Origin of the sequence: Paenibacillus alkaliterrae (genome assembly GCF_021532375.1) — a bacterium.
GTDB classification, from domain to species: domain Bacteria; phylum Bacillota; class Bacilli; order Paenibacillales; family Paenibacillaceae; genus Pristimantibacillus; species Pristimantibacillus alkaliterrae.
Window position 1 is genome coordinate 123432 of the sequence record NZ_JAKGAP010000007.1, and the last position, 18765, is coordinate 142196.

Here is an 18765-nt window from a genome sequence, read left to right on the forward strand (position 1 = left end):
TTATATCGTGTTATTGGTTGAAAACACAAAATGCGAGTGCGGACATCAAAATTCGGTCGGCACCGTATTGTGCGAGAGCTGCGGCAAACCGCTTGAAAATAATGATGTTTCCGATTTGCCTTTGGAAATGCGATATGACGGGGTTGCCCGTCGTTCTCAAAAAAGCAATCCAAATTTCATTGATCGGATATGGAATTTTTTCTCGTCTGTCAAGATTGCGATCTATTTAATTATATTGACTTTCTTGACTGCCATGCTTGGAACGATTTATCCGCAAGAAAATACATTTGTAAACAACTTTGATCCATCGGTCTACTATGAAGAAACCTATGGTTTGCCGGGGAAATTGTATTATTTGCTCGGTTTGTCGCATACGTACGAGACCTGGTGGTTTATCGGATTACTCGTCATGATAGGCACCTCGCTCGTTATTTGCAGTCTGGACCGCGTATTGCCCCTTTACCGTGCATTGAGCAAACAGCAGATCCGAAAGCATTTGCAGTTCATTCATCGCCAGAAAACAGTATTTAAACATTCGATTAAAGGCGATGGGGAACAGTGGGCAGTACAGTTCGGAGAGCAGTTGAAGCGGAAGGGGTATCGGATTCATCGTGACGGATCTGCGCTGCTGGCAGAGAAAAATCGGTTCAGCCGCTGGGGTCCTTATATTAATCATATCGGTCTTATTCTATTTCTGTTAGCGATATTGGCGCGCAGCATTCCAAGCTGGCAAATGGATAATTATATTACTATACCGGACGGTGATACGGTTCAAATTGCGGATACGAATTATTACGTGAAAAACGAGAAATTTACGGTGGAGTTTTATTCGGATGAAGAGTTGCCGGACAAGCTTAAAGGGACTGTGCGCGCAAAGCTTTTCGAGACGAAAGCGGTTCTCTACGAATGCGTAAGCAATTGTAATGATCAAACGCTGAAGCCTGTTCTTGAAGAGGTGAAGCGCCACGATATCGTCGTGAATGAACCGCTTAAATATAAGGGGCTTAAGCTGTATCAATTTGATTTCGATATGACGCCACGCTTGAATGCGGTCCATCCGGTGCTGGTAGACAAGCAGACAGGAGAAACGTATGGGCCGTTTGATCTTCCGATGAAGGATTCGGCGCTTCAGCACAAGCTGGGTCCATATACCCTCGATCTGTACGCGAACTACATGGAGTTTGCGCTGGGAGACAACGGTGAGCCAACCACATTATCTCGTGATCCTGTCGCGCCGGCGTTCGTATTCACGGTCAAGGGACCGGGCTTAGATGCTGCGGGTGAGCCTTATATGTATTTTCCAATGCAGAAAGATAAAGTGAAGTTTTCGCAGGATGCCATTAATCATGCAATCGCCGATAAAATTGAAATCAGAGTCGATGGGATGGAAAATGTTGATTTCTCTGAGGCGTCTACCCATTTAAACGTGCGTATAGACAAGGCATTACCGTATGTATGGATAGGTGCTGTCTTTTCGATGACCGGTCTGTTGATGGGCTCGTATTGGCAGCATCGCCGAATATGGCTTCGCATCGATGACAACGAGCTGTCTCTAGGCGCACATACGAACAAAAACTGGTACGGTATGCGCTCGGATGTAGCGGGAGCTCTTCAGAAAATAGGGATAACCATAGATCCGAAGTCGCTTGATAACGGAGGGAACAACGCGTGAGTTTAATCGATTTTAGCAGCGATGCGTTTATAGTCGCATTTTTTCTTTACTGCTTTGCCTTTATGTTCTATGTGATTGCGATTGCAGGGAAAAAATGGAGCAACCGGGATTCTCTGCAGCATGAGAAGCGCTGGGGCCGCATTGCCTTCATTACTTCCAACGTTGGGCTTGCATCACACCTAACTTTTTTCTTCACGCGCTGGGCGGGAAGCGGTCAAATTCCAACAAGCAACATGTATGAATTTATGACTTTTTTAGGCATGTCGATTATGATCGCTTTTACAATCATCTTTGCTATATACCGGAAACCATTACTTGGCATGTTCGCTTTGCCGCTTACTGTCATCATCATTGCCTATGCGGCTGTATTTCCACAGGAGGTTCAACCGCTTATTCCAGCACTGGATAGTATTTGGCTGAAGATACACGTTACGACAGCAGCACTCGGGGAAGCCTTCTTTGCTATCGGATTCGCTGCAGGCTTGATGTACTTGCTAAGAGTAGTTGATTTCAATGGGAAAACGAAGGCAGCGCGCAGATCGCAGTTTTGGGTTGAGTTTTCATTATATACCATTATCGTTATTGTCGGTTTTATCATTGCGGTATTTGCTTTCCGGGGAATGGGTTACGAAGCTCAATTTATTCAGGAGCAGTCGAAAATCGATTCGAGAGGAACGGAGACGTCAACAACCGATACGGTTACTTATACGCTTCCGCCTATCGTTAAGCCGTACAATAGCGAGGTTGTAACGGTTGATTCCTTTCTAGGCATGGACAAGCCCGTGCTTGAAGCGCCGTATTGGATGAATGGGGTAAATGCCGGAAGAAAATTGAATACCGTCGTATGGTCCATTATTGCCGGTACCATTCTTTATGGCTTGCTCCGTCTCGTATTCCGCAAGCCGCTCGGAGCGGTTATACACCCGGTTATGGAAGGTATTGATCCAGAGGATTTGGATGAAATCAGCTACAGATCGATTGCGATCGGCTTTCCAATCTTTACACTCGGTGCGCTCATATTCGCTATGATATGGGCGGAAATAGCGTGGGGCCGATTCTGGGGTTGGGATCCGAAGGAGGTATGGGCGCTCATTACCTGGCTTTATTACAGTGCATATTTGCATTTCCGCCTTTCTCGGGGCTGGCAGGGCCGCAGGTCGGCTTGGCTCGCGGTAATCGGTTTTGTCATCGTCCTGTTTACACTTATCGGAGTTAACCTTGTCATAGCCGGATTACATTCCTATTCTGGTACTTAATCTCTAGGTTGAGAGGAGTCATGCCATATGTCTGATTATGCAAGCCGTATTTTGGTTGTGGATGACGAAGAAAGAATTCGTCGTCTGCTCAAAATGTATTTGGAGAAGGAAGGTTATACAATAGACGAGGCTGAGGACGGTGAAACGGCGCTGAAGCTGGCATCCGGCACCGATTATGCCCTCATATTGCTCGACGTCATGCTGCCCGGCATTGACGGTGTAGAGGTATGCTCACGTCTGCGCCAAATAAAAGCAACTCCCGTAATTATGCTTACGGCAAAGGGCGAAGAGATGAACCGCGTGCAAGGCTTCGAGGTTGGAGCGGATGACTATGTCGTGAAGCCGTTTAGCCCGCGAGAAGTGATCTACCGGGTTAAAGCTATTTTGCGCCGCTCTTCCGCTACCGCTTTTCTTACGAAAGAATTGAACTCGAGCAACAACATCGTTTTCCCTCATCTGGTCATTGAGCATGATGCGCATCGCGTCACAGCGGGAGGCCAAGAGGTAAGTTTAACGCCTAAAGAGTATGAGCTGCTTCATTATTTGGCGGTTTCGCCTGACAAGGTTTTCTCGCGCGAGGAGCTGCTCAAGGATGTATGGAATTATGAATTTTTCGGTGATTTGCGTACCGTCGATACCCATGTGAAGCGTCTGCGCGAGAAGCTCAACAAAGTATCCCCCGATGCTGCCGCAATGATCACGACGGTATGGGGCGTTGGCTACAAGCTTGAGGTACCGAAGTAAATGAACTTATGGCAGCGTTTGATCGGGTTTCTGCTGCGGAGCGTGGTCGGGAAGCTTTGGGCGACGATCATGCTGCTGGTAGCGGTAGTGTTGCTTATTGTCGGCGTACTGCTTCTTCAGTACGTTGAGTTTATTTCGTTCGAGGATGCGCATAAGGTAAAGGTGCTTTTTGTGCTCACCGCGGTAATCGGCTTCTCATTGTCGACCTTTTTTGCTTTTTTCTTATCGAGGAAAATTCAACAGCCTTTGCTGCAGCTGAAGGACGCGGCAGATTCAATCTCGCAAGGGAATTACAGCACTAGAGTAAACATTCGTTCATCTGATGAGATCGGGGAGCTTGCAAACACGTTCAATCATATGACGGAACAGCTTGACAGGTTAATCCACGACTTGAACCATGAAAAAAACCATTTGGCGAGTATTTTACGCAGCATGGGCGATTCCGTTATTACGTTTAGCGCTGACGGAAAAGTCATTTTAACGAATCCTAGCGGACATTTGCTTATCAATCAATGGTCAGGTCTGGATGTTGCATGGCAGGAGGAATTATTCGAAGGCGGCGTTGCCCCGTCCGAGGTGCCTATGCCGCTGCGGGAGTTGTTCCAAAGAGTTATGCAGGAGGGTCGGGACGTTACGGAAAAAATACATGTCTTAAGCAATGTATGGTCGGTCGTGATGGCTCCGCTTCAATCTAAAGGCGTCATTCGCGGTGCTGTAGCGGTCATCCGTAACGTTACCGAGGAGCATAAGCTCGAGAAGCTCCGCAGAGATTTCGTGGCCAACATTTCACATGAGATTCGTACGCCGCTATCCATGCTTCAAGGCTATAGTGAAGCTCTTCTAGATGATATAGTCGTGACCCCTGAGGATCGGAAAGAGCTGGTACAGGTCATTCATGACGAATCGCTCCGGATGGGGCGTTTGGTTAACGACTTTCTGGACATCGCTCGGATGGAAGCCGGACATGTTGATATGAATTTTCAAGAGGTTGATCTTAGGCATGTCGTGAAGCGAGTGCACCGCAAATTTCAGGTTTATGCAAAGGAACGGGAAGTGAAGCTTCTTGCCGAGCTTCCGAAAAATCCGCTGCTTGTGAAGGAAGCGGATGAGGATCGGCTCGAGCAGGTGCTTACGAATTTGCTGGATAATGCATTGAGGCATACACCGGGAGGTAAATCAATCACGTTGGCAGGGAAGCCGGCTAACGTGAATGGCAGTGAGTTTGTTCAGCTGAGTGTCAGCGATGAAGGACAAGGGATACCGACCGAGGATGTGCCTTATATTTTCGAACGCTTCTATAAGGCGGATAAGGCGCGAAAACGCGGATCTTCCGGAGGTACGGGACTGGGTCTTGCCATCGTCAAAAATTTAATTGATCTGCATCATGGACGAATCGTCGTGGAAAGCGAAGCGGGAACCGGCACCTCGTTTATGTTGCTGCTGCCTGTCGAAGCTCATCAGTAGTTGTCAAAGCGTTCCCTAGCGGAACGCTTTTTTTGTAGAATGCAGAAGATAATTCTTGTTGTTCGTGAAACAAAATGAGCCAACCGGGCAGCCCGGTTGGCTCATTACAATAAGACGTTTTTACTTTATTAGAATAGTGTGATTTCCTTAGCCGTATTTAACTCAGGCATGCGGATCAGTTGGTCAAGCACTTCCTTAGGCGTGCCTTTATCGACTCTAAGTACCATGATTGCCGATCCGCCAACGAGCTGACGACCTACCTGCATCGTCGCGATGTTCACATCGTTGTTACCCAGCAGCGTGCCGACGCGTCCGATAATCCCTGGTTTATCGTTGTGCGAAATGAGTATAAGGTTGCCCTCAGGCGTTACATCGACTGGGTATTTGTCGATTTGTACGATCCGGGGACCATACCCAGTCAGCAGCGTTCCGGCAACGATACGCTCTTCCTTCTTCGTGCGCAGGGAGACCGTTACAAGGTTCGTGAAATCCTTCGAAGCATGCGATTTTTGAATAACGATATTAACGTCGCGAACTTTTGCAAGGTGCATGGAGTTTACGACATTAACTTGTTCGGTGCCCAGATGATGGGCAAGCACTCCGCGTACGATATGACGGGTTAGCGGCTGTGTATCAACTTCGGCAAGCTCACCGGAGAAGCCGACGACAATTTCCGTTACTGCGCCCTCTGTGGACTGGGCAATAAAGCTGCCCAGCTTCTCGCCAAGCGTGAAATATGGCTGCAGGATACTTTGCAAATTGGCCGGAATAGGCGGCATGTTAACCGCGTTGATGAACGGCTCGTTTCGAAGAATATGAATAACTTGCTCCGAAACGTCAATTGCCACGTTCTCTTGGGCTTCTATCGTAGATGCTCCCAAGTGAGGGGTAACGATGATTTTCGGATGTGTCAGAAACGGATGATCTTCAGCCGGAGGCTCAACCTCAAATACATCGAATGCTGCGCCGGCTACGATGCCTTGATCAACGGCATCGACCAGGGCGATCTCATCAATGATACCTCCGCGGGCACAGTTTACTATGCGCATTCCTGGCTTCATCACTTCAAATTGTGCTCTGCCGATCATGTGGCGAGTTTCCGGAGTTAATGGAGTGTGAACGGTCATGAAATCTGCGTTGCGGACGATATCGTCCACGCTAGCCAGCTTGACGCCGATCTTCTCAGCTCTTTCTTCTGTCATAAACGGATCGTAGCCTATAATTTCCATGTCGAAAGCCTTTGCGCGTTTAGCCACCTCGCTGCCGATCCGTCCCATTCCAAGAACGCCGAGCGTCTTGCCGCGAAGCTCGACGCCAAGGAAGGATTTGCGGTCCCAAGTTCCGTTAACGGTTTTCATATACGCCTGCGGGATATGACGGGCAACTGCCATCATCATGGCGAAAGTATGCTCGCAGGTGGTGATTGTATTGCCGTCAGGTGCATTGATAACGATGATGCCGCGTTGTGTCGCAGCATCCAAATCGATATTGTCTACGCCGACTCCTGCGCGTCCGACTACCTTGAGCTGTTTGCCGGCTTCCATAATTTTTGCGGTTACGCGCGTTTGGCTGCGAACAAGCAATGCATCGTACTCGCCAATGATGGCAACGAGCTCGTCTTCGCTTAATCCCGGTTTTTTGTCGACTGCGATGTCTGACGCATCAACAAGCTGCTGGATGCCTAAATCGCTGATTGGATCGGAAACTAACACTTTAAACATGTGAATTATGCCTCCTAAATTGGGGCGAAACTGAAGCAGCCTCGCTGAATATGTACAGAAAAACTCTCTACCCGGCACCGTTGTGCAGCAGCGGGTCGAGAGTTTGATCTTCGATCATGGACTTTTCTATTTTATAGCAAGGGAGAGGGCAAAAGCAATGCTCAAACTTGCTGAATTGTGAAAATTTCGTTATGATTCAAGCATCAAGAGCAACAAAATGTGACACAGAAGGACTTTGTATATGACAAAATGGCAAAATGCGACTCCGGAATCCGTACTGTAAATCAATTTGTATCAGGATAGAAAAACGGAAGCTGAGGCAGAAGAACCTGTTGGTATAATCTGGCTTTGCTTTGTGTGAAGTCTCCCGATCGGACAGCCTCTGTATTGATTAACAGATCAACGACAGCTGACAGCGTATGAAGCTTCATTTTTGAGGCTTGACCTGATTTGACAAAATCGTCTACACGACTCGTAAGATCATGGGGATAGTAAGAGGTAAGCTCCAAACGAGATGTCAACTGGTCGGCCATCAGTTTATTTTTTATCGTGATGGGCAGCTTTTGCCATTGCGACAGTTCCAGAATAGCTGGTGCCTTGTATTCGGATGGAACATCCATATCGACGGAAGCAGCCCAATTAACCATAGCTGCGTAATAGGACTGCTGCGCCGTCAACGAAAATTGTGTCGCAGATAAATACGTTTTTTCATTCTCAACATGCTGCTTCAGTTCATTAAAGGCAAGAGTTTTAGCGCTGGTTGCCGCTTTCCCCGCGGCTTCGTTAAACAGTTTTAAGCTTCTGATGTAGCTGACTTGTGCCTCAGCCAGCAATGGAGACCGCTGGACATCGATCGAGCTTGCTTCCTTCGCTTTAGACTCGGCTAAATTAGATAAGTCCTTGAACATCGAGGTTGCTTCATTGGTTTTTCCTTGCGATAATTTGTTCATAGCGTCGAACCATTCGTTTTGAAATTCTCGATAAGGCAAAAATACAGTATGATAGAATGAGACAAGATCTTGCTGCTGATAAGGGCTGACGGAAGCGGCAGCTCCATTCGCATCATCTTCGTCCACTGCGTATTTGGCTTCAGTCTTCTCTGTGCCTATTTGTATACCGTAGAAGAAAGCGCCTACCGCGCATACAAGCATGAATACAAATCCAACGCTAAAGAACATTGCAGTTGCTGTTAATCGTTTTTCCATCTCTATCTCCCTCTATGCAAAAAAAATGTTGTCGATTTGTCCTAATAGTATAGGTGATAAGGTCGAAAAAGAAAATATGAACGTTCCAGACAGGCGGGAAGCTATGAAAAAATTCGATATTCGTAAAATACGTATCCGAAAGGTTTCGGTCGATGAACTGGATGACCGGATGCTACTTATTAATTTATACGCAACTCAAGCGTTTACTTTTATTATCGGTATCATATGGGTTTTATTTCAGCATCAAAATATAATCCGATTATTTTCGATTCCGAAGGAGCTTGCTTTCTTATGGTGGGGAATTGGACTGGCAGCCGCTGTCATTGCCGTCGACTTGCTTATCGCGCGCTGGGTTCCTGATGAAGCGAATGATGACGGAGGTGTGAATGACCGCATTTTCCGCAGTCGTCCGGTTTGGCATATCGCGCTTATATCGTTTGTCGTGGCGGTTTGCGAGGAGCTGCTCTTTCGCGGAGCGGTTCAACAAGCGATCGGACCCTACTGGACGAGTATCATATTTGCCGCTATACATGTTCGTTATTTGAAGCATTGGATTCCGACCGGATTAGTGTTTTCGATAAGCTATGGCTTGGGTTGGATCTATATCCAATCGGGCTCGTTATGGGCTGCGATTATCGCGCATTTTTTAATTGATTTTATAATGGGACTTATTATTCGATTCAGGAGGGAGTCATGAGCAGGAAAGAAAAATTTAGAAGCTCCAGAGCATCCATACAACAAGAAAAGACGGCTATGCCGTTCAACGCCGGAACGGATCCAAGTGTTGACGAGGCACTGCCGCCAAGACGCCAAAAGTTTCCTTCCAGCAACCAAAAAGTGACCAAATGGTATTATAATTTTCTATTTCTTTTATTCGTTTGCTTAGTAGGGGGACTGTTTTGGTATGGTTTGAAATTTAGCGAATAGCCGCGATCGCAGCGGGATCTATAAAACCGTAGCCTTTGTCTTTCAGCTTCGTTAACAGCTCATCAAGCGCATCGGCAGTCCATTGCAATTCATGCATCAAAATATTGGCCCCGGGATGAAGCTGCTCCATCACATTGCGAATGACTTCATCCGGCTTATCCTTGGTCGACTTATCCCAATCCAGTGAGCCGTTGGACCATGTCATGTACAGCATGCCGTGGTTTTTTACTATTTTTTTCACGATATCCCCGCCAGAGCCGAACGGAGGTCTGAAAAATAGCGGCTTCTCGCCAATGAGCGACTCTATTTTCGTTTGCAGGTCACTGATTTGTTTCTCAATGATTTCTTCATTTTCATTTTTAAGATTGATGTGATCCCAGGAATGATTTCCAATCGTTTGCCCCCGTTGATGGATCAACTCAAGCAACTGGGGATTTTGCTTTACCCGATATCCGTTTACGAAAAAAACAGCTTTAGCTGCATGCTTGTCAAGAGTGTCCAGCATGCTCGTTAGGACGGCTTCGTCTTTTAGTCCGTCGTCGAAGGTCAGCAATACGACTTTATCCGGACTGCTCTCCTCGATGGGGACGAATCGGTAAGCTTCATTCATTCGATACAGCTTGATGGGCTTTGCCGAATCCTTGGGAGCCGGTTGTACCGAAGGTACAGGCTGATCGTTATTCTCCATGCTTGGATTTTCCGCAGCTGCAGGACTTTGAGTGGACGGTTGCGTGTTGGCGACCTGTTTTGAGTCGGCCTTGCCTTCATCATGCGACAGGGTGCTGCAGCCAGTCATTTGAGCCGCAAGAATAAATACGGCAATTAGCTGTATCAATAGTTTTATCATACTGACCCTCCGTACCCTAATAATGATTCGTGCTGAAATGAAATTATTGTATCATATTTGCCTTTCGTCTTGGTTAGAATGATTTCCTTATTTTATATGGAATGACCGACATGCATTGCGGTCAAAATAAGCAATGAATACGACATAGGAAAGAGGTGTCCACGAACATGAAGTTAAGCGGTTTTTTAGTGGGGAGTTTGATTGGGGCGGCAGCCACTGTGTACGTCTCGCGCAGACGTCCAGGTGCTGTTTCCTGGGCGGCGAATGCGATGTCGGATGTATGCTCATCGGTCACCCGCAAAGCGATGGCGAAAATAATGAGCAAGGATTTCAAGGAGGAGGCAGCAGCGTTTGCCCCAAAGCATTCAGACGATACCGCCGAAAAATCCGAAGCCGCTTGGGTGCAAATTGAAACGATCGTAAACAAAGACCCTGCTCTCAAGCGGGAAGCGGACAAAATCAAAGCGGAATCGTCATCTTTGAAGCATTAAATACATCGCATGGATTCAGAATCGTATGAACGCTTCGCACCTGCGCGAAGTGGTCAAACGATTCTTTTTTTTCACTTAATATTAGTGCATTCGGCGAAAAGAAATGATAAAGTAGTTACATAGCACGATTTGATCAAATTGATCACATCTTACTAAAAATTTCATACGCTGTTACAACAGATGCTGCAGAGGAGGATCCTGTCATGAAAATCGAACGGCTTAGTCAGGACAAGATTCGGATTTTCCTGACGTTCGACGACCTGCTGGAACGGGGGATCCAGAAGGACGACATGTGGCGCGAAATTCCAAAAGTACACGAACTATTCAGTGAAATGATGGATCAAGCCTATAGTGAACTTGGATTCGATGCCAGCGGCCCGTTAGCGGTCGAAGTGTTTGCCCTCCCCGCACAAGGTATGGTGGTGATTGTCACGCGTGGCAAAATGAACAGTCATGATGGGGAACGCGCAACCGATGATGACGATACGGAAGACGAGATATACGAAATGGAAGTAACACTCGAGCAGAGCGACATCGTCATGTATTCCTTTCGGGAATTTGAAGATGTCATATCCGTATGTAAGCAATTGAAGGCTTCCGCGTTGACGGATGACGGAAGGCTTTACTCCTATAACGGCAAATATATTTTGGCTTTGGAACCGGCGTTGATTGATTCTTCAAGGCATAATGCCGTTATCGCGCTGTTGGCGGAATATGGAGAAGCAACCTCTGTAACCTATGCGATGCTGGAAGAGTACGGAAAAGTGATTATGCCCGAATCGGCAGTACGGGAAGTATGTAATCATTTTAAATATTAAGAAGACGACCTTGATAGAGCATCTGCGGGCAATGCATGTCCGCATGATGCTCTTCTTGTATATAAAGAGGCACCGCATTCGAATACGGCGGGTGAAAGGCGTTCATATTAGATGTAGACAAAGGCGGTGGATAGAATGAGCGATAAAGAAGCAAATGATGTATTGCTTTCTACTCAAATCGTAATCGAACAAGCGCTGCAAAGGCTTGGCTACAATCAAGATATGATCGATTTATTGAAGGAGCCGATGAGAATGCTGACCGTTCGTATTCCTGTCCGGATGGACGACGGGACGACGAAGGTATTTACTGGTTACCGGTCGCAGCATAACGATGCGGTGGGCCCGACAAAAGGCGGCGTTCGTTTTCATCCTGCTGTAACGGAGAATGAGGTCAAGGCGCTTTCGATATGGATGAGTTTAAAATGCGGGATCGCCGATCTTCCATACGGAGGCGGCAAAGGAGGCGTTATCTGCGACCCCCGTACGATGTCCTTCCGCGAGCTGGAACGGCTTAGCCGAGGTTATGTGCGCGCGGTTAGCCAGATTGTTGGACCTAACAAGGATATACCAGCCCCGGATGTGATGACCAATTCGCAAATCATGGCATGGATGATGGATGAATACAGCCGTATACGCGAATTCGACTCGCCCGGCTTCATTACGGGTAAGCCGCTAGTTCTAGGCGGTTCGAAGGGGCGAGAGACGGCAACGGCACGCGGCGTCGTCATTATGATTCAGGAAGCGCTGCGCATAAAGGGAATTGATTTGAAGGATGCGCGGATCGTCATCCAAGGTTTTGGCAATGCGGGCAGTTATCTTGCCAAATTTATGCATGAGGCAGGCGCACGTGTAATAGGTATTTCCGATGTGCACGGAGCGTTGTATAATGAAAAAGGACTGGATATTGAATATTTGCTCGACCGTCGAGATTCCTTCGGTAATGTAACCAATCTTTTCCCGCAGACTATCAGCAATTCACAGCTGCTTGAGCTGGAATGCGACGTTCTAGTGCCTGCGGCAATTGAGAATCAAATTACGGAGCATAACGCGCCTAACCTACGCGCTTCAATAATCGTCGAGGCGGCTAACGGACCCACTACGTTAGAAGCGACAAGGCTTTTAACAGACAGAGGAGTTCTGATTATCCCGGACGTGCTCGCCAGCTCTGGCGGCGTTATTGTTTCCTACTTCGAGTGGGTGCAAAATAATCAAGGTTACTATTGGGATGAACGTGAGGTAGACGATAAGCTCGTGCTTATGATGATACGCGGATTTGAGCATGTGTACGAAATACACCGCACCCGTAAAGTCGATATGCGGCTGGCAGCATATATGGCCGGCGTCCGCAAAATGGCTGAAGCTGTCCGATTCCGAGGCTGGGTGTAAGAAAGCAGGTAGAAAATGCTGTTGTTTTCCGTATTGACCGCAGCTGTTGCGCCTGGCGTGTCGCTGCTTACTTATTTATATTTGAGAGACCGGTATGACGCCGAGCCCATACATATGGTCGCAAGGATGTTCGTGCTCGGAATACTTGTTGTCGTGCCGATCATGGTTATCCAACGCGGTTTACAGCTGTGGTTAGGTGATCATAACATCATTTTCGCTTTTGTAGAGTCGGCCGGTGTGGAGGAGTTTGTAAAGTGGTTCGTTTTATATCATGTGATTTATAACCACACCGAGTTTGATGAGCCATATGATGGTATCGTGTATGCAGCTGCCATTTCGCTTGGTTTTGCCACGTTAGAGAATGTTTTGTACGCCATCTATTCGCCGGCCACATTCGGTACGCTGCTCGTTCGCGCGCTGCTGCCCGTGTCCGGGCATGCCTTGTTCGGCATAATGATGGGCTATTATTTAGGCAAGGCAAAGTTTGCCTCTAAGAAGCAAAGCTATTATTTCTTGGCGATTTCATTCGCACTTCCCGTACTTCTGCATGGGACGTATGATTGGATCATGATTACGGTACGAACAAATTGGATGTGGTTTATCATCCCTTTTATGGTCGTGTTATGGATTTGGGGCTTGCGTAAAATGAACCATGCCAATTCCCGATCGCCATTTCGTTTTCTTGTCCGGGAGGACGAGATTAAATTGTAAATGCTCCGTCCATACTGAAAATATATAGAAATGTCTGTGATAACAGCATTCGAGTATTTTGTCGGGAGGGACATATGGAGGCTGCAAGAATAAAGGTAACGATTCGCTGCAATGTTTGCGGAGAGAAATTTGTACTGCGAGGACGCAGAGACAGAGGAATGATTGATACGGGCTTTAAGCAATGCATATGCAATAACACGAATGATTTGGATATCGAGGAGCACAGCGTTTAATTAAAAGAGGAGTCAGTCGGTATAAATTGAATAGAAGGATGCATAAAGCTCCCTTGGGCAAACCAAACTATACCCATGTTTTGCACAAGAAAGGAGCTTTTGTGTTATGTACCGTCGACTCAGCTCGATCCTCTTTCCGGTCATGTCTCTTTTGTTTCTAGGCGCGATATATTGGGGGTACCAGGAGCATCAAGAGAAAAACTCGATCCTGATTAAGGCCGAAAACCAATACCAGCGTGCTTTTCACGATTTAACTTACCATGTCGAGCAGCTGCATCAGCAATTAGGCAATACGCTGGCAGTGAATTCAACCTCCCAAGGCTATCATCGCAAGGGGCTTGTTAATGTGTGGCGGCTGACAAGCGAGGCACAAAACGAAATTAACCAGCTGCCTTTGACGCTGCTGCCCTTCAATGAAGCGGAGGAATTTTTGTCGCGCATCGCCAACTTTGCATACAAAACGGCTGTCCGCGATTTGACCAAGCAGCCGCTTACTCCGGAAGAGTTTCAGACGATGAAGACGCTTTATGCAAAATCGGAGGAAATCTCAAAAGATTTGGTCGGTATGCAAAAGAAGGTTCTGGCTAACCAATTGCGCTGGATGGATGTGGAGGTTGCGCTTGCATCCGACAACATCAATAATGACAACACGATCATTGACGGATTTAAAACAATGGATAAAAAAGTGACCGAATACCCTGAAATCAACTGGGGCCCTTCGGTCAGCACGATGTACGAGAAGCGTACGATGAACATGCTGGGCGGCAAAATGGTAACTGCAGAGGATATCAAGAAGGCAGCGGCGGAATACACGGATGCGCCGCCTGCTGAAATTCGTGTCGTCGAAAACGGCAAAGGAACGGAATATGCCTCCTATTCCGCAACCGTATATGAAAATAATGAAAATAATGAAAATAAAAAGCTGCAAATGGATTTTACCCAAAAAGGCGGAAAGCTGATTTGGTTTATGAAACCGCGCGAGATTAACGCTAAGAAAATAGATATGGAAAAAGCGCAAGCCGCAGCCGACAACTTCTTGGATAAGCACGGATTTTCAGGGATGAAGGCAATAAGCTACGATATGCTGAACAACACGGGAACCTTCACATACGTTGGCGTGCAAAGCGGTGTCCTAATCTACCCGGATCAATTAAAGGTCAAGATCGCGCTGGACAACGGAGAAGCGGTAGGGTTGCAAGCAAATGATTACGTGTATGAGCATCATGAACGGAAATTGCCAAGTCCAATCGTCTCAAAAGCGGAAGCGCGTAAAGCTTTGAATCCGGAAATGAATGTAAGGAATGAGCAGCTGGCGCTCATTGAAAATGAACTCGGTAAAGAAGTGTTATGCTACGAATATATGGGTCAAATCAACGGCTCGATTTATCGCGTGTATATTAATTCAGAGACAGGTATCGAAGAATCGATCGAAGAAATGTCGCCTTATGATTCGGAGATAACCTCTGACAAATAACGATATAGCTCCCCTCAAATCGACGTGTTATAATGGCATGTAAATGGGAGGGGAGCTAATTTGCTGCTTAAAATGAATCAAATGCTCTATTATCAGATCGCTTCTTCGGACAATGAAGAGGCGGCTATTGAGTACAAATCCCGCATTGCCGATGAGCACGCGGACGGATTGCTTATAGAGGTTCCAATCAGCGAGAAGACAGGTCGATATAAACGTCTTTTTTTAGGCGACGAGCTTTCTGCATTTTTTGTGTCCGAGGACGGAATAAAAAATTATTTTGATTCGCATGTCATCGGCTTTAAGGAAGACGGGATACGCTTAATAAAAATTTGCAAACCCGATCCAGACCGCATTGCTAAGGTTCAGCGCCGCAGCTTCTTGCGTGTATCGGCTGAACTTGAAATTGCCGTTAAGCAATCGGACCATGTTCGGTTTGTATGTTTGACCGATGATGTTGGCGGCGGCGGAATTTCGTTTATTTGCGATGGGAAATGGCCCTTGCTTCCAGAACAAACGTTGGAATGCTGGCTGCTCGTCCCTTTCCGCAACGGTACAATCGAGCATGCTTTCTTCAAGGCGGAAATCGTTCGAGTCGTTGAGTTGGTATCCGGAAAGAAGCAAGCTATGATCAAATATGTAAGCATAAATGATTCCGAACGGCAAAAGGTTATCCGCTATTGCTTCGAGAAGCAGTTAAAATTTCGCAATCGATGAATAAGATGTTGTCATTTTTGGAAAACTACCCCCAAAAAGTTGAAGGGGCAGATGAATATGCATCGAAAGCTATTATCCAAAAAAAGAAACCGCAAGCAGCTCGTTACATTGACTGAGGAAGTCAGCACAATACTTAAAAAAATAATCATATTGCTTCTTATATTACTTGCATGCTCACAAGCTGCTATGCAAAATGATTGGGTTCGACACATCGTGACAGGTGTGGATAAGTGGGAAGGCACACGTCTCAGTTAACGCCAGGCTTTTGCATCTAAGTTTATAGTGTGGTATAATTTTCACGTTCGCAGGCAAAGCCTGCTTTTTTCTTGAGAGGTTTGCGTCGCATTCTACCTTGCATTCGGCCGGCCGTCTCTATATAAAGGGGGTTGACCGTACGTGATGCAACACGAAGGTGACAACGATCGCATGAATATTGCAATTGACGGGCCGGCGGGCGCGGGCAAGAGCACGGTCGCAAGAAAAGTCGCCGAGCAGCTTGGATATGTGTATATCGATACAGGCGCGATGTATCGTGCTGTTACGCTTTGCGCACAGCGCGCTGGTGTATCGGCGGAACAACCGGATAAGCTGGATCAATTAGCACGATCTTTACAGATTGAGATAGAGCCAGGCGAACATGGTCAATCCGTTTTCATAAATGGTGAGGAAGTTACCTCATTGATCCGATCGCGTGAAGTTACGCTTCAGGTATCGCATTTTGCAGCAAATGAAACCGTACGTGAAGTACTGGGAACTATGCAGAGACAATTGGCAGCCCGTAAAGGCGTCGTGATGGATGGCCGGGATATCGGTTCGCATGTCCTGCCGGACGCCGAGTTGAAAATTTTTCTAACCGCTTCCGTTAAGGAACGGGCTATGCGCCGTTTCCGTGAAATTGCCGACAGTCAGATCATTACCCTCGAACAATTGGAAACAGAGATTGCAGAGCGTGATCGGTTGGACGAGCAGCGTGACATTTCACCGCTAGTATGCGCTTCCGACGCTGTTGTTCTCGACAGCACCGGCATGACAATTGACGAAGTCATTCAGGCAATTGTGAAATTAAGCCGAACCAAAATGGCGGAGGCGAAGTAAACTATGTTATACCGGGTTTTCAGATTTCTGCTGCGTGTAATATACACGCTAGTTTTCCGATTGGAAGCCAGGGGAACGGAAAATATTCCAACCGCCGGTCCAGTCGTGCTTGCATCGAATCATATCAGCAATTTTGATCCTCCAACCGTTGGAGTAAAAGTTCGGCGCAAGGTACACTTTATGGCGAAAGAGGAGCTTTTCAAAATTCCTGTTTTCGGTGCACTCATTCATTCATTTGGCGCATTTCCGGTCAAACGCGGCGGAGTGAGCAAGGATGCGATTAAATCCGCTATCGCGCTGCTGAAGGAAGGAAATGTGATGGGCATTTTCCCTGAGGGGTCCCGGAACAATCAGTCAGGAATGGCGAAGAAGGGCGCAGCGATGATTGCAGTACGAAGCGGCGCTGCCATCGTTCCTGTCGCAATTGTAGGCAGTTATCGGCCTTTTAGCAAAATAATCGTCTGTTACGGAAAGCCTATGGATCTTACTGCAATTATTGAAGAATCATCGCCTGATATGCTTGAACAAGTAACAGATGCCATCATGACTCGCATTCGTGAGTTAAATGCCAGCAATCGATAATATGTGTTTTAAATGCCACTGTCGCTATAGGCGATCGCGGATTTAAATAAAGTTGGGGTATGAACTGAGGAGGTTATTTCAATGTCAGAAGAGTTTAATGTGCAAGAATCCGCGGCGGAAGAAGTAAGCCAAGACGCTATGGATAATTTCGTGTCTTTGAAAAAAGGTGATTCCGTTAAAGGTACGATCGTCAAAATCGAAGATAACCAAGCTTATGTAAGCCTTGGATATAAATATGACGGTGTCATTCCAATTCGTGAGCTATCCGCTGTACAAATCGATAATGCAACGGATGCAGTTCAAATTGGTCAAGAAGTGGAGTTGAAAGTCGTTAGCATCAATGACGACAAAGAAAGCCTTGTTCTTTCGAAGCGTCAAGTAGACGGTGAAAAAGCATGGGATCAGCTTCAGCAACGCTTCGAAAGCGGCGAAGTATTTGAAGTCGCTGTTGCTGACGTTGTTAAGGGCGGACTTGTTGCCGACATAGGAGTACGCGGATTTATTCCGGCTTCAATGGTAGAGCGTCACTTTGTTGAAGATTTCTCCGATTACAAAGGCCGCACGTTGCGCGTGAAGGTAAAAGAAATCGACCGTGAAAATAACAAAGTTATTCTTTCCCAGAAAGAAGTACTGGATGCCGAGTTCGAACAAAGCAAACAACAGGTTCTTGCTTCACTTGAAGCAGGTCAAGAGCTTGATGGAACGGTTCAACGTTTGACTCCATTCGGCGCATTCGTTGATATCGGCGGCATTGACGGTCTCGTGCATGTATCCGAGCTATCCTGGCAGCATGTTGCTCATCCGAAGGATGTTGTATCCGAAGGTCAAGCGGTTCGCGTAAAAGTACTTAAAGTTGATCCGGCAGCGGGTAAAATCAGCTTGAGCTTGAAAGCTGCCCAGCCTGGTCCATGGGATACAGCTGGCAGTCAATTTGCTACTGGCGATATCATTACGGGAACAGTACGCCGTCTGGTTCCGTTTGGCGCATTCGTTGAAATCGCACCGGGCGTTGAAGGACTCGTTCATATTTCCCAAATCGCTCATCGTCATATTGCGACACCTAATGAAGTTTTGAAGGAAGGCCAAGAGGTTCAAGCGAAAGTGCTTGACTTTAATCCTGCCGAAAAACGTGTTAGCCTGAGCATCAAAGAAACGGAAGAGGCGCCTGAGCAGCCTGCTGCTAGCGCTAGACCTGAGCGTGCGCCACGTTCACCAAAGATTGAAAAGATCGATAACCCGAACGTAAGCTTGAGCAATGAGAGCATGAGCTACTCGCTTGCAGAGCGTTTCGGCGATAAGCTAAAGAACCTTAAGTAAGGTCGAATAGATGTGCTAAGGAGCTATTCCTGCGATTAATCGCAGGAATAGCTCCTTTTTTTTTAGCGCATAATAGGGGCTAGAGGTGAATACTCATGAATCATGGAT

Annotated in this window: 19 protein-coding genes; 16 read left to right on the top strand and 3 right to left on the bottom strand. The window is 46.9% G+C overall.

Going from position 1 to position 18765, the window contains the following annotated elements; all coding sequences use genetic code 11:
- The first annotated feature begins 13 nt into the window (after positions 1–13).
- Genes resB through L1N85_RS03885 form a run of 4 tightly spaced genes read left to right on the top strand, consistent with a single transcriptional unit; the run spans position 14 to position 5136 of the window.
- On the top strand, positions 14–1672 hold the full coding sequence (gene resB, locus L1N85_RS03870; protein WP_235235322.1) for a cytochrome c biogenesis protein ResB: 1659 nt from the start codon (positions 14–16) through the stop codon (positions 1670–1672).
- Entirely contained in the window at positions 1669–2928 is a 1260-nt protein-coding gene (gene ccsA, locus L1N85_RS03875) for a cytochrome c biogenesis protein CcsA (RefSeq protein ID WP_235234891.1), read from the top strand. Before resB ends, ccsA begins: the two co-directional genes overlap by 4 nt.
- A 27-nt stretch (positions 2929–2955) precedes the next feature.
- A complete protein-coding gene (locus L1N85_RS03880) occupies positions 2956–3672 on the top strand; it encodes a response regulator transcription factor (protein WP_235234893.1) in 717 nt (238 codons plus the stop codon).
- On the top strand, positions 3673–5136 hold the full coding sequence (locus L1N85_RS03885; protein ID WP_235234900.1) for a HAMP domain-containing sensor histidine kinase: 1464 nt from the start codon (positions 3673–3675) through the stop codon (positions 5134–5136). It begins immediately after the preceding gene.
- A gap of 128 nt (positions 5137–5264) precedes the next feature.
- On the opposite strand, the gene serA is transcribed toward L1N85_RS03885, so the two are convergent.
- Together serA and L1N85_RS03895 are read right to left on the bottom strand one after the other, a co-directional pair.
- Entirely contained in the window at positions 5265–6857 is a 1593-nt protein-coding gene (gene serA, locus L1N85_RS03890; RefSeq protein WP_235234902.1) for a phosphoglycerate dehydrogenase, read from the bottom strand.
- A 284-nt stretch (positions 6858–7141) separates the two neighbouring features.
- Complete coding sequence (locus L1N85_RS03895) at positions 7142–8062, bottom strand: hypothetical protein (protein WP_235234904.1); 921 nt, start codon at positions 8060–8062, stop codon at positions 7142–7144.
- Positions 8063–8165: 103 nt separating this feature from the next.
- On the opposite strand from L1N85_RS03895, the gene L1N85_RS03900 reads away from it, so the two are divergent.
- Together L1N85_RS03900 and L1N85_RS03905 are read left to right on the top strand one after the other, a co-directional pair.
- A complete protein-coding gene (locus L1N85_RS03900; RefSeq protein WP_235234906.1) occupies positions 8166–8759 on the top strand; it encodes a CPBP family intramembrane glutamic endopeptidase in 594 nt (197 codons plus the stop codon).
- Positions 8756–8989: a hypothetical protein gene (locus tag L1N85_RS03905; RefSeq protein WP_235234913.1), complete on the top strand. Its 234-nt coding sequence runs from the start codon at positions 8756–8758 to the stop codon at positions 8987–8989. Before L1N85_RS03900 ends, L1N85_RS03905 begins: the two co-directional genes overlap by 4 nt.
- Here L1N85_RS03905 and L1N85_RS03910 read toward each other — a convergent pair.
- Complete coding sequence (locus L1N85_RS03910; protein WP_235234915.1) at positions 8979–9836, bottom strand: polysaccharide deacetylase family protein; 858 nt, start codon at positions 9834–9836, stop codon at positions 8979–8981. The two genes, L1N85_RS03905 and L1N85_RS03910, sit on opposite strands and share 11 nt — an antisense overlap.
- A 167-nt stretch (positions 9837–10003) precedes the next feature.
- Between L1N85_RS03910 and L1N85_RS03915 the strand changes: the two genes are divergently transcribed.
- The 10 genes from L1N85_RS03915 (at position 10004) to rpsA (ending at position 18657) form a co-directional block, all read left to right on the top strand.
- Positions 10004–10327, top strand: a complete 324-nt coding sequence (locus tag L1N85_RS03915) for a hypothetical protein (RefSeq protein ID WP_235234921.1) — start codon at positions 10004–10006, stop codon at positions 10325–10327.
- A gap of 203 nt (positions 10328–10530) precedes the next feature.
- The gene (locus tag L1N85_RS03920) at positions 10531–11145 is read left to right on the top strand and encodes a genetic competence negative regulator (protein ID WP_235234923.1); all 615 of its coding nucleotides are present in this window, start codon (positions 10531–10533) and stop codon (positions 11143–11145) included.
- A gap of 135 nt (positions 11146–11280) precedes the next feature.
- Positions 11281–12531 carry a Glu/Leu/Phe/Val family dehydrogenase gene (locus tag L1N85_RS03925; RefSeq protein ID WP_235234925.1) on the top strand — a complete coding sequence of 417 codons (1251 nt, stop codon included), beginning with the start codon at positions 11281–11283 and terminating at the stop codon, positions 12529–12531.
- A gap of 15 nt (positions 12532–12546) precedes the next feature.
- Positions 12547–13242: a glutamic-type intramembrane protease PrsW gene (prsW, locus tag L1N85_RS03930; protein ID WP_235234937.1), complete on the top strand. Its 696-nt coding sequence runs from the start codon at positions 12547–12549 to the stop codon at positions 13240–13242.
- Between the two features lie 74 nt (positions 13243–13316).
- Positions 13317–13475 carry a hypothetical protein gene (locus L1N85_RS03935; protein WP_235234938.1) on the top strand — a complete coding sequence of 53 codons (159 nt, stop codon included), beginning with the start codon at positions 13317–13319 and terminating at the stop codon, positions 13473–13475.
- 106 nt (positions 13476–13581) lie between these two features.
- Positions 13582–14949: a germination protein YpeB gene (gene ypeB / locus L1N85_RS03940; protein WP_235234947.1), complete on the top strand. Its 1368-nt coding sequence runs from the start codon at positions 13582–13584 to the stop codon at positions 14947–14949.
- A gap of 60 nt (positions 14950–15009) precedes the next feature.
- Positions 15010–15663 carry a flagellar brake protein gene (locus L1N85_RS03945; RefSeq protein WP_235234955.1) on the top strand — a complete coding sequence of 218 codons (654 nt, stop codon included), beginning with the start codon at positions 15010–15012 and terminating at the stop codon, positions 15661–15663.
- A 399-nt stretch (positions 15664–16062) separates the two neighbouring features.
- Positions 16063–16758, top strand: coding sequence for a (d)CMP kinase (gene cmk, locus L1N85_RS03950; protein ID WP_235235333.1), 696 nt, complete (start codon positions 16063–16065; stop codon positions 16756–16758).
- A 3-nt stretch (positions 16759–16761) separates the two neighbouring features.
- Positions 16762–17340, top strand: a complete 579-nt coding sequence (locus tag L1N85_RS03955) for a lysophospholipid acyltransferase family protein (protein ID WP_235234957.1) — start codon at positions 16762–16764, stop codon at positions 17338–17340.
- Between the two features lie 81 nt (positions 17341–17421).
- Positions 17422–18657, top strand: coding sequence for a 30S ribosomal protein S1 (gene rpsA / locus L1N85_RS03960; RefSeq protein ID WP_235234959.1), 1236 nt, complete (start codon positions 17422–17424; stop codon positions 18655–18657).
- Positions 18658–18765: the final 108 nt, after the last annotated feature.

Coding starts and splice junctions, on each gene's coding strand:
- L1N85_RS03915 (WP_235234921.1), top strand. CDS start 10,004: ATGAAGTTAAGCGGTTTTTTAGTGGGGAGTTTGATTGGGGCGGCAGCC.
- L1N85_RS03885 (WP_235234900.1), top strand. CDS start 3,673: ATGAACTTATGGCAGCGTTTGATCGGGTTTCTGCTGCGGAGCGTGGTC.
- L1N85_RS03900 (WP_235234906.1), top strand. CDS start 8,166: ATGAAAAAATTCGATATTCGTAAAATACGTATCCGAAAGGTTTCGGTC.
- L1N85_RS03905 (WP_235234913.1), top strand. CDS start 8,756: ATGAGCAGGAAAGAAAAATTTAGAAGCTCCAGAGCATCCATACAACAA.
- ypeB (WP_235234947.1), top strand. CDS start 13,582: ATGTACCGTCGACTCAGCTCGATCCTCTTTCCGGTCATGTCTCTTTTG.
- cmk (WP_235235333.1), top strand. CDS start 16,063: ATGCAACACGAAGGTGACAACGATCGCATGAATATTGCAATTGACGGG.
- L1N85_RS03955 (WP_235234957.1), top strand. CDS start 16,762: ATGTTATACCGGGTTTTCAGATTTCTGCTGCGTGTAATATACACGCTA.
- L1N85_RS03895 (WP_235234904.1), bottom strand. CDS start 8,062: ATGGAAAAACGATTAACAGCAACTGCAATGTTCTTTAGCGTTGGATTT.
- L1N85_RS03910 (WP_235234915.1), bottom strand. CDS start 9,836: ATGATAAAACTATTGATACAGCTAATTGCCGTATTTATTCTTGCGGCT.
- serA (WP_235234902.1), bottom strand. CDS start 6,857: ATGTTTAAAGTGTTAGTTTCCGATCCAATCAGCGATTTAGGCATCCAG.
- L1N85_RS03925 (WP_235234925.1), top strand. CDS start 11,281: ATGAGCGATAAAGAAGCAAATGATGTATTGCTTTCTACTCAAATCGTA.
- L1N85_RS03935 (WP_235234938.1), top strand. CDS start 13,317: ATGGAGGCTGCAAGAATAAAGGTAACGATTCGCTGCAATGTTTGCGGA.
- prsW (WP_235234937.1), top strand. CDS start 12,547: ATGCTGTTGTTTTCCGTATTGACCGCAGCTGTTGCGCCTGGCGTGTCG.
- rpsA (WP_235234959.1), top strand. CDS start 17,422: ATGTCAGAAGAGTTTAATGTGCAAGAATCCGCGGCGGAAGAAGTAAGC.
- L1N85_RS03880 (WP_235234893.1), top strand. CDS start 2,956: ATGTCTGATTATGCAAGCCGTATTTTGGTTGTGGATGACGAAGAAAGA.
- L1N85_RS03920 (WP_235234923.1), top strand. CDS start 10,531: ATGAAAATCGAACGGCTTAGTCAGGACAAGATTCGGATTTTCCTGACG.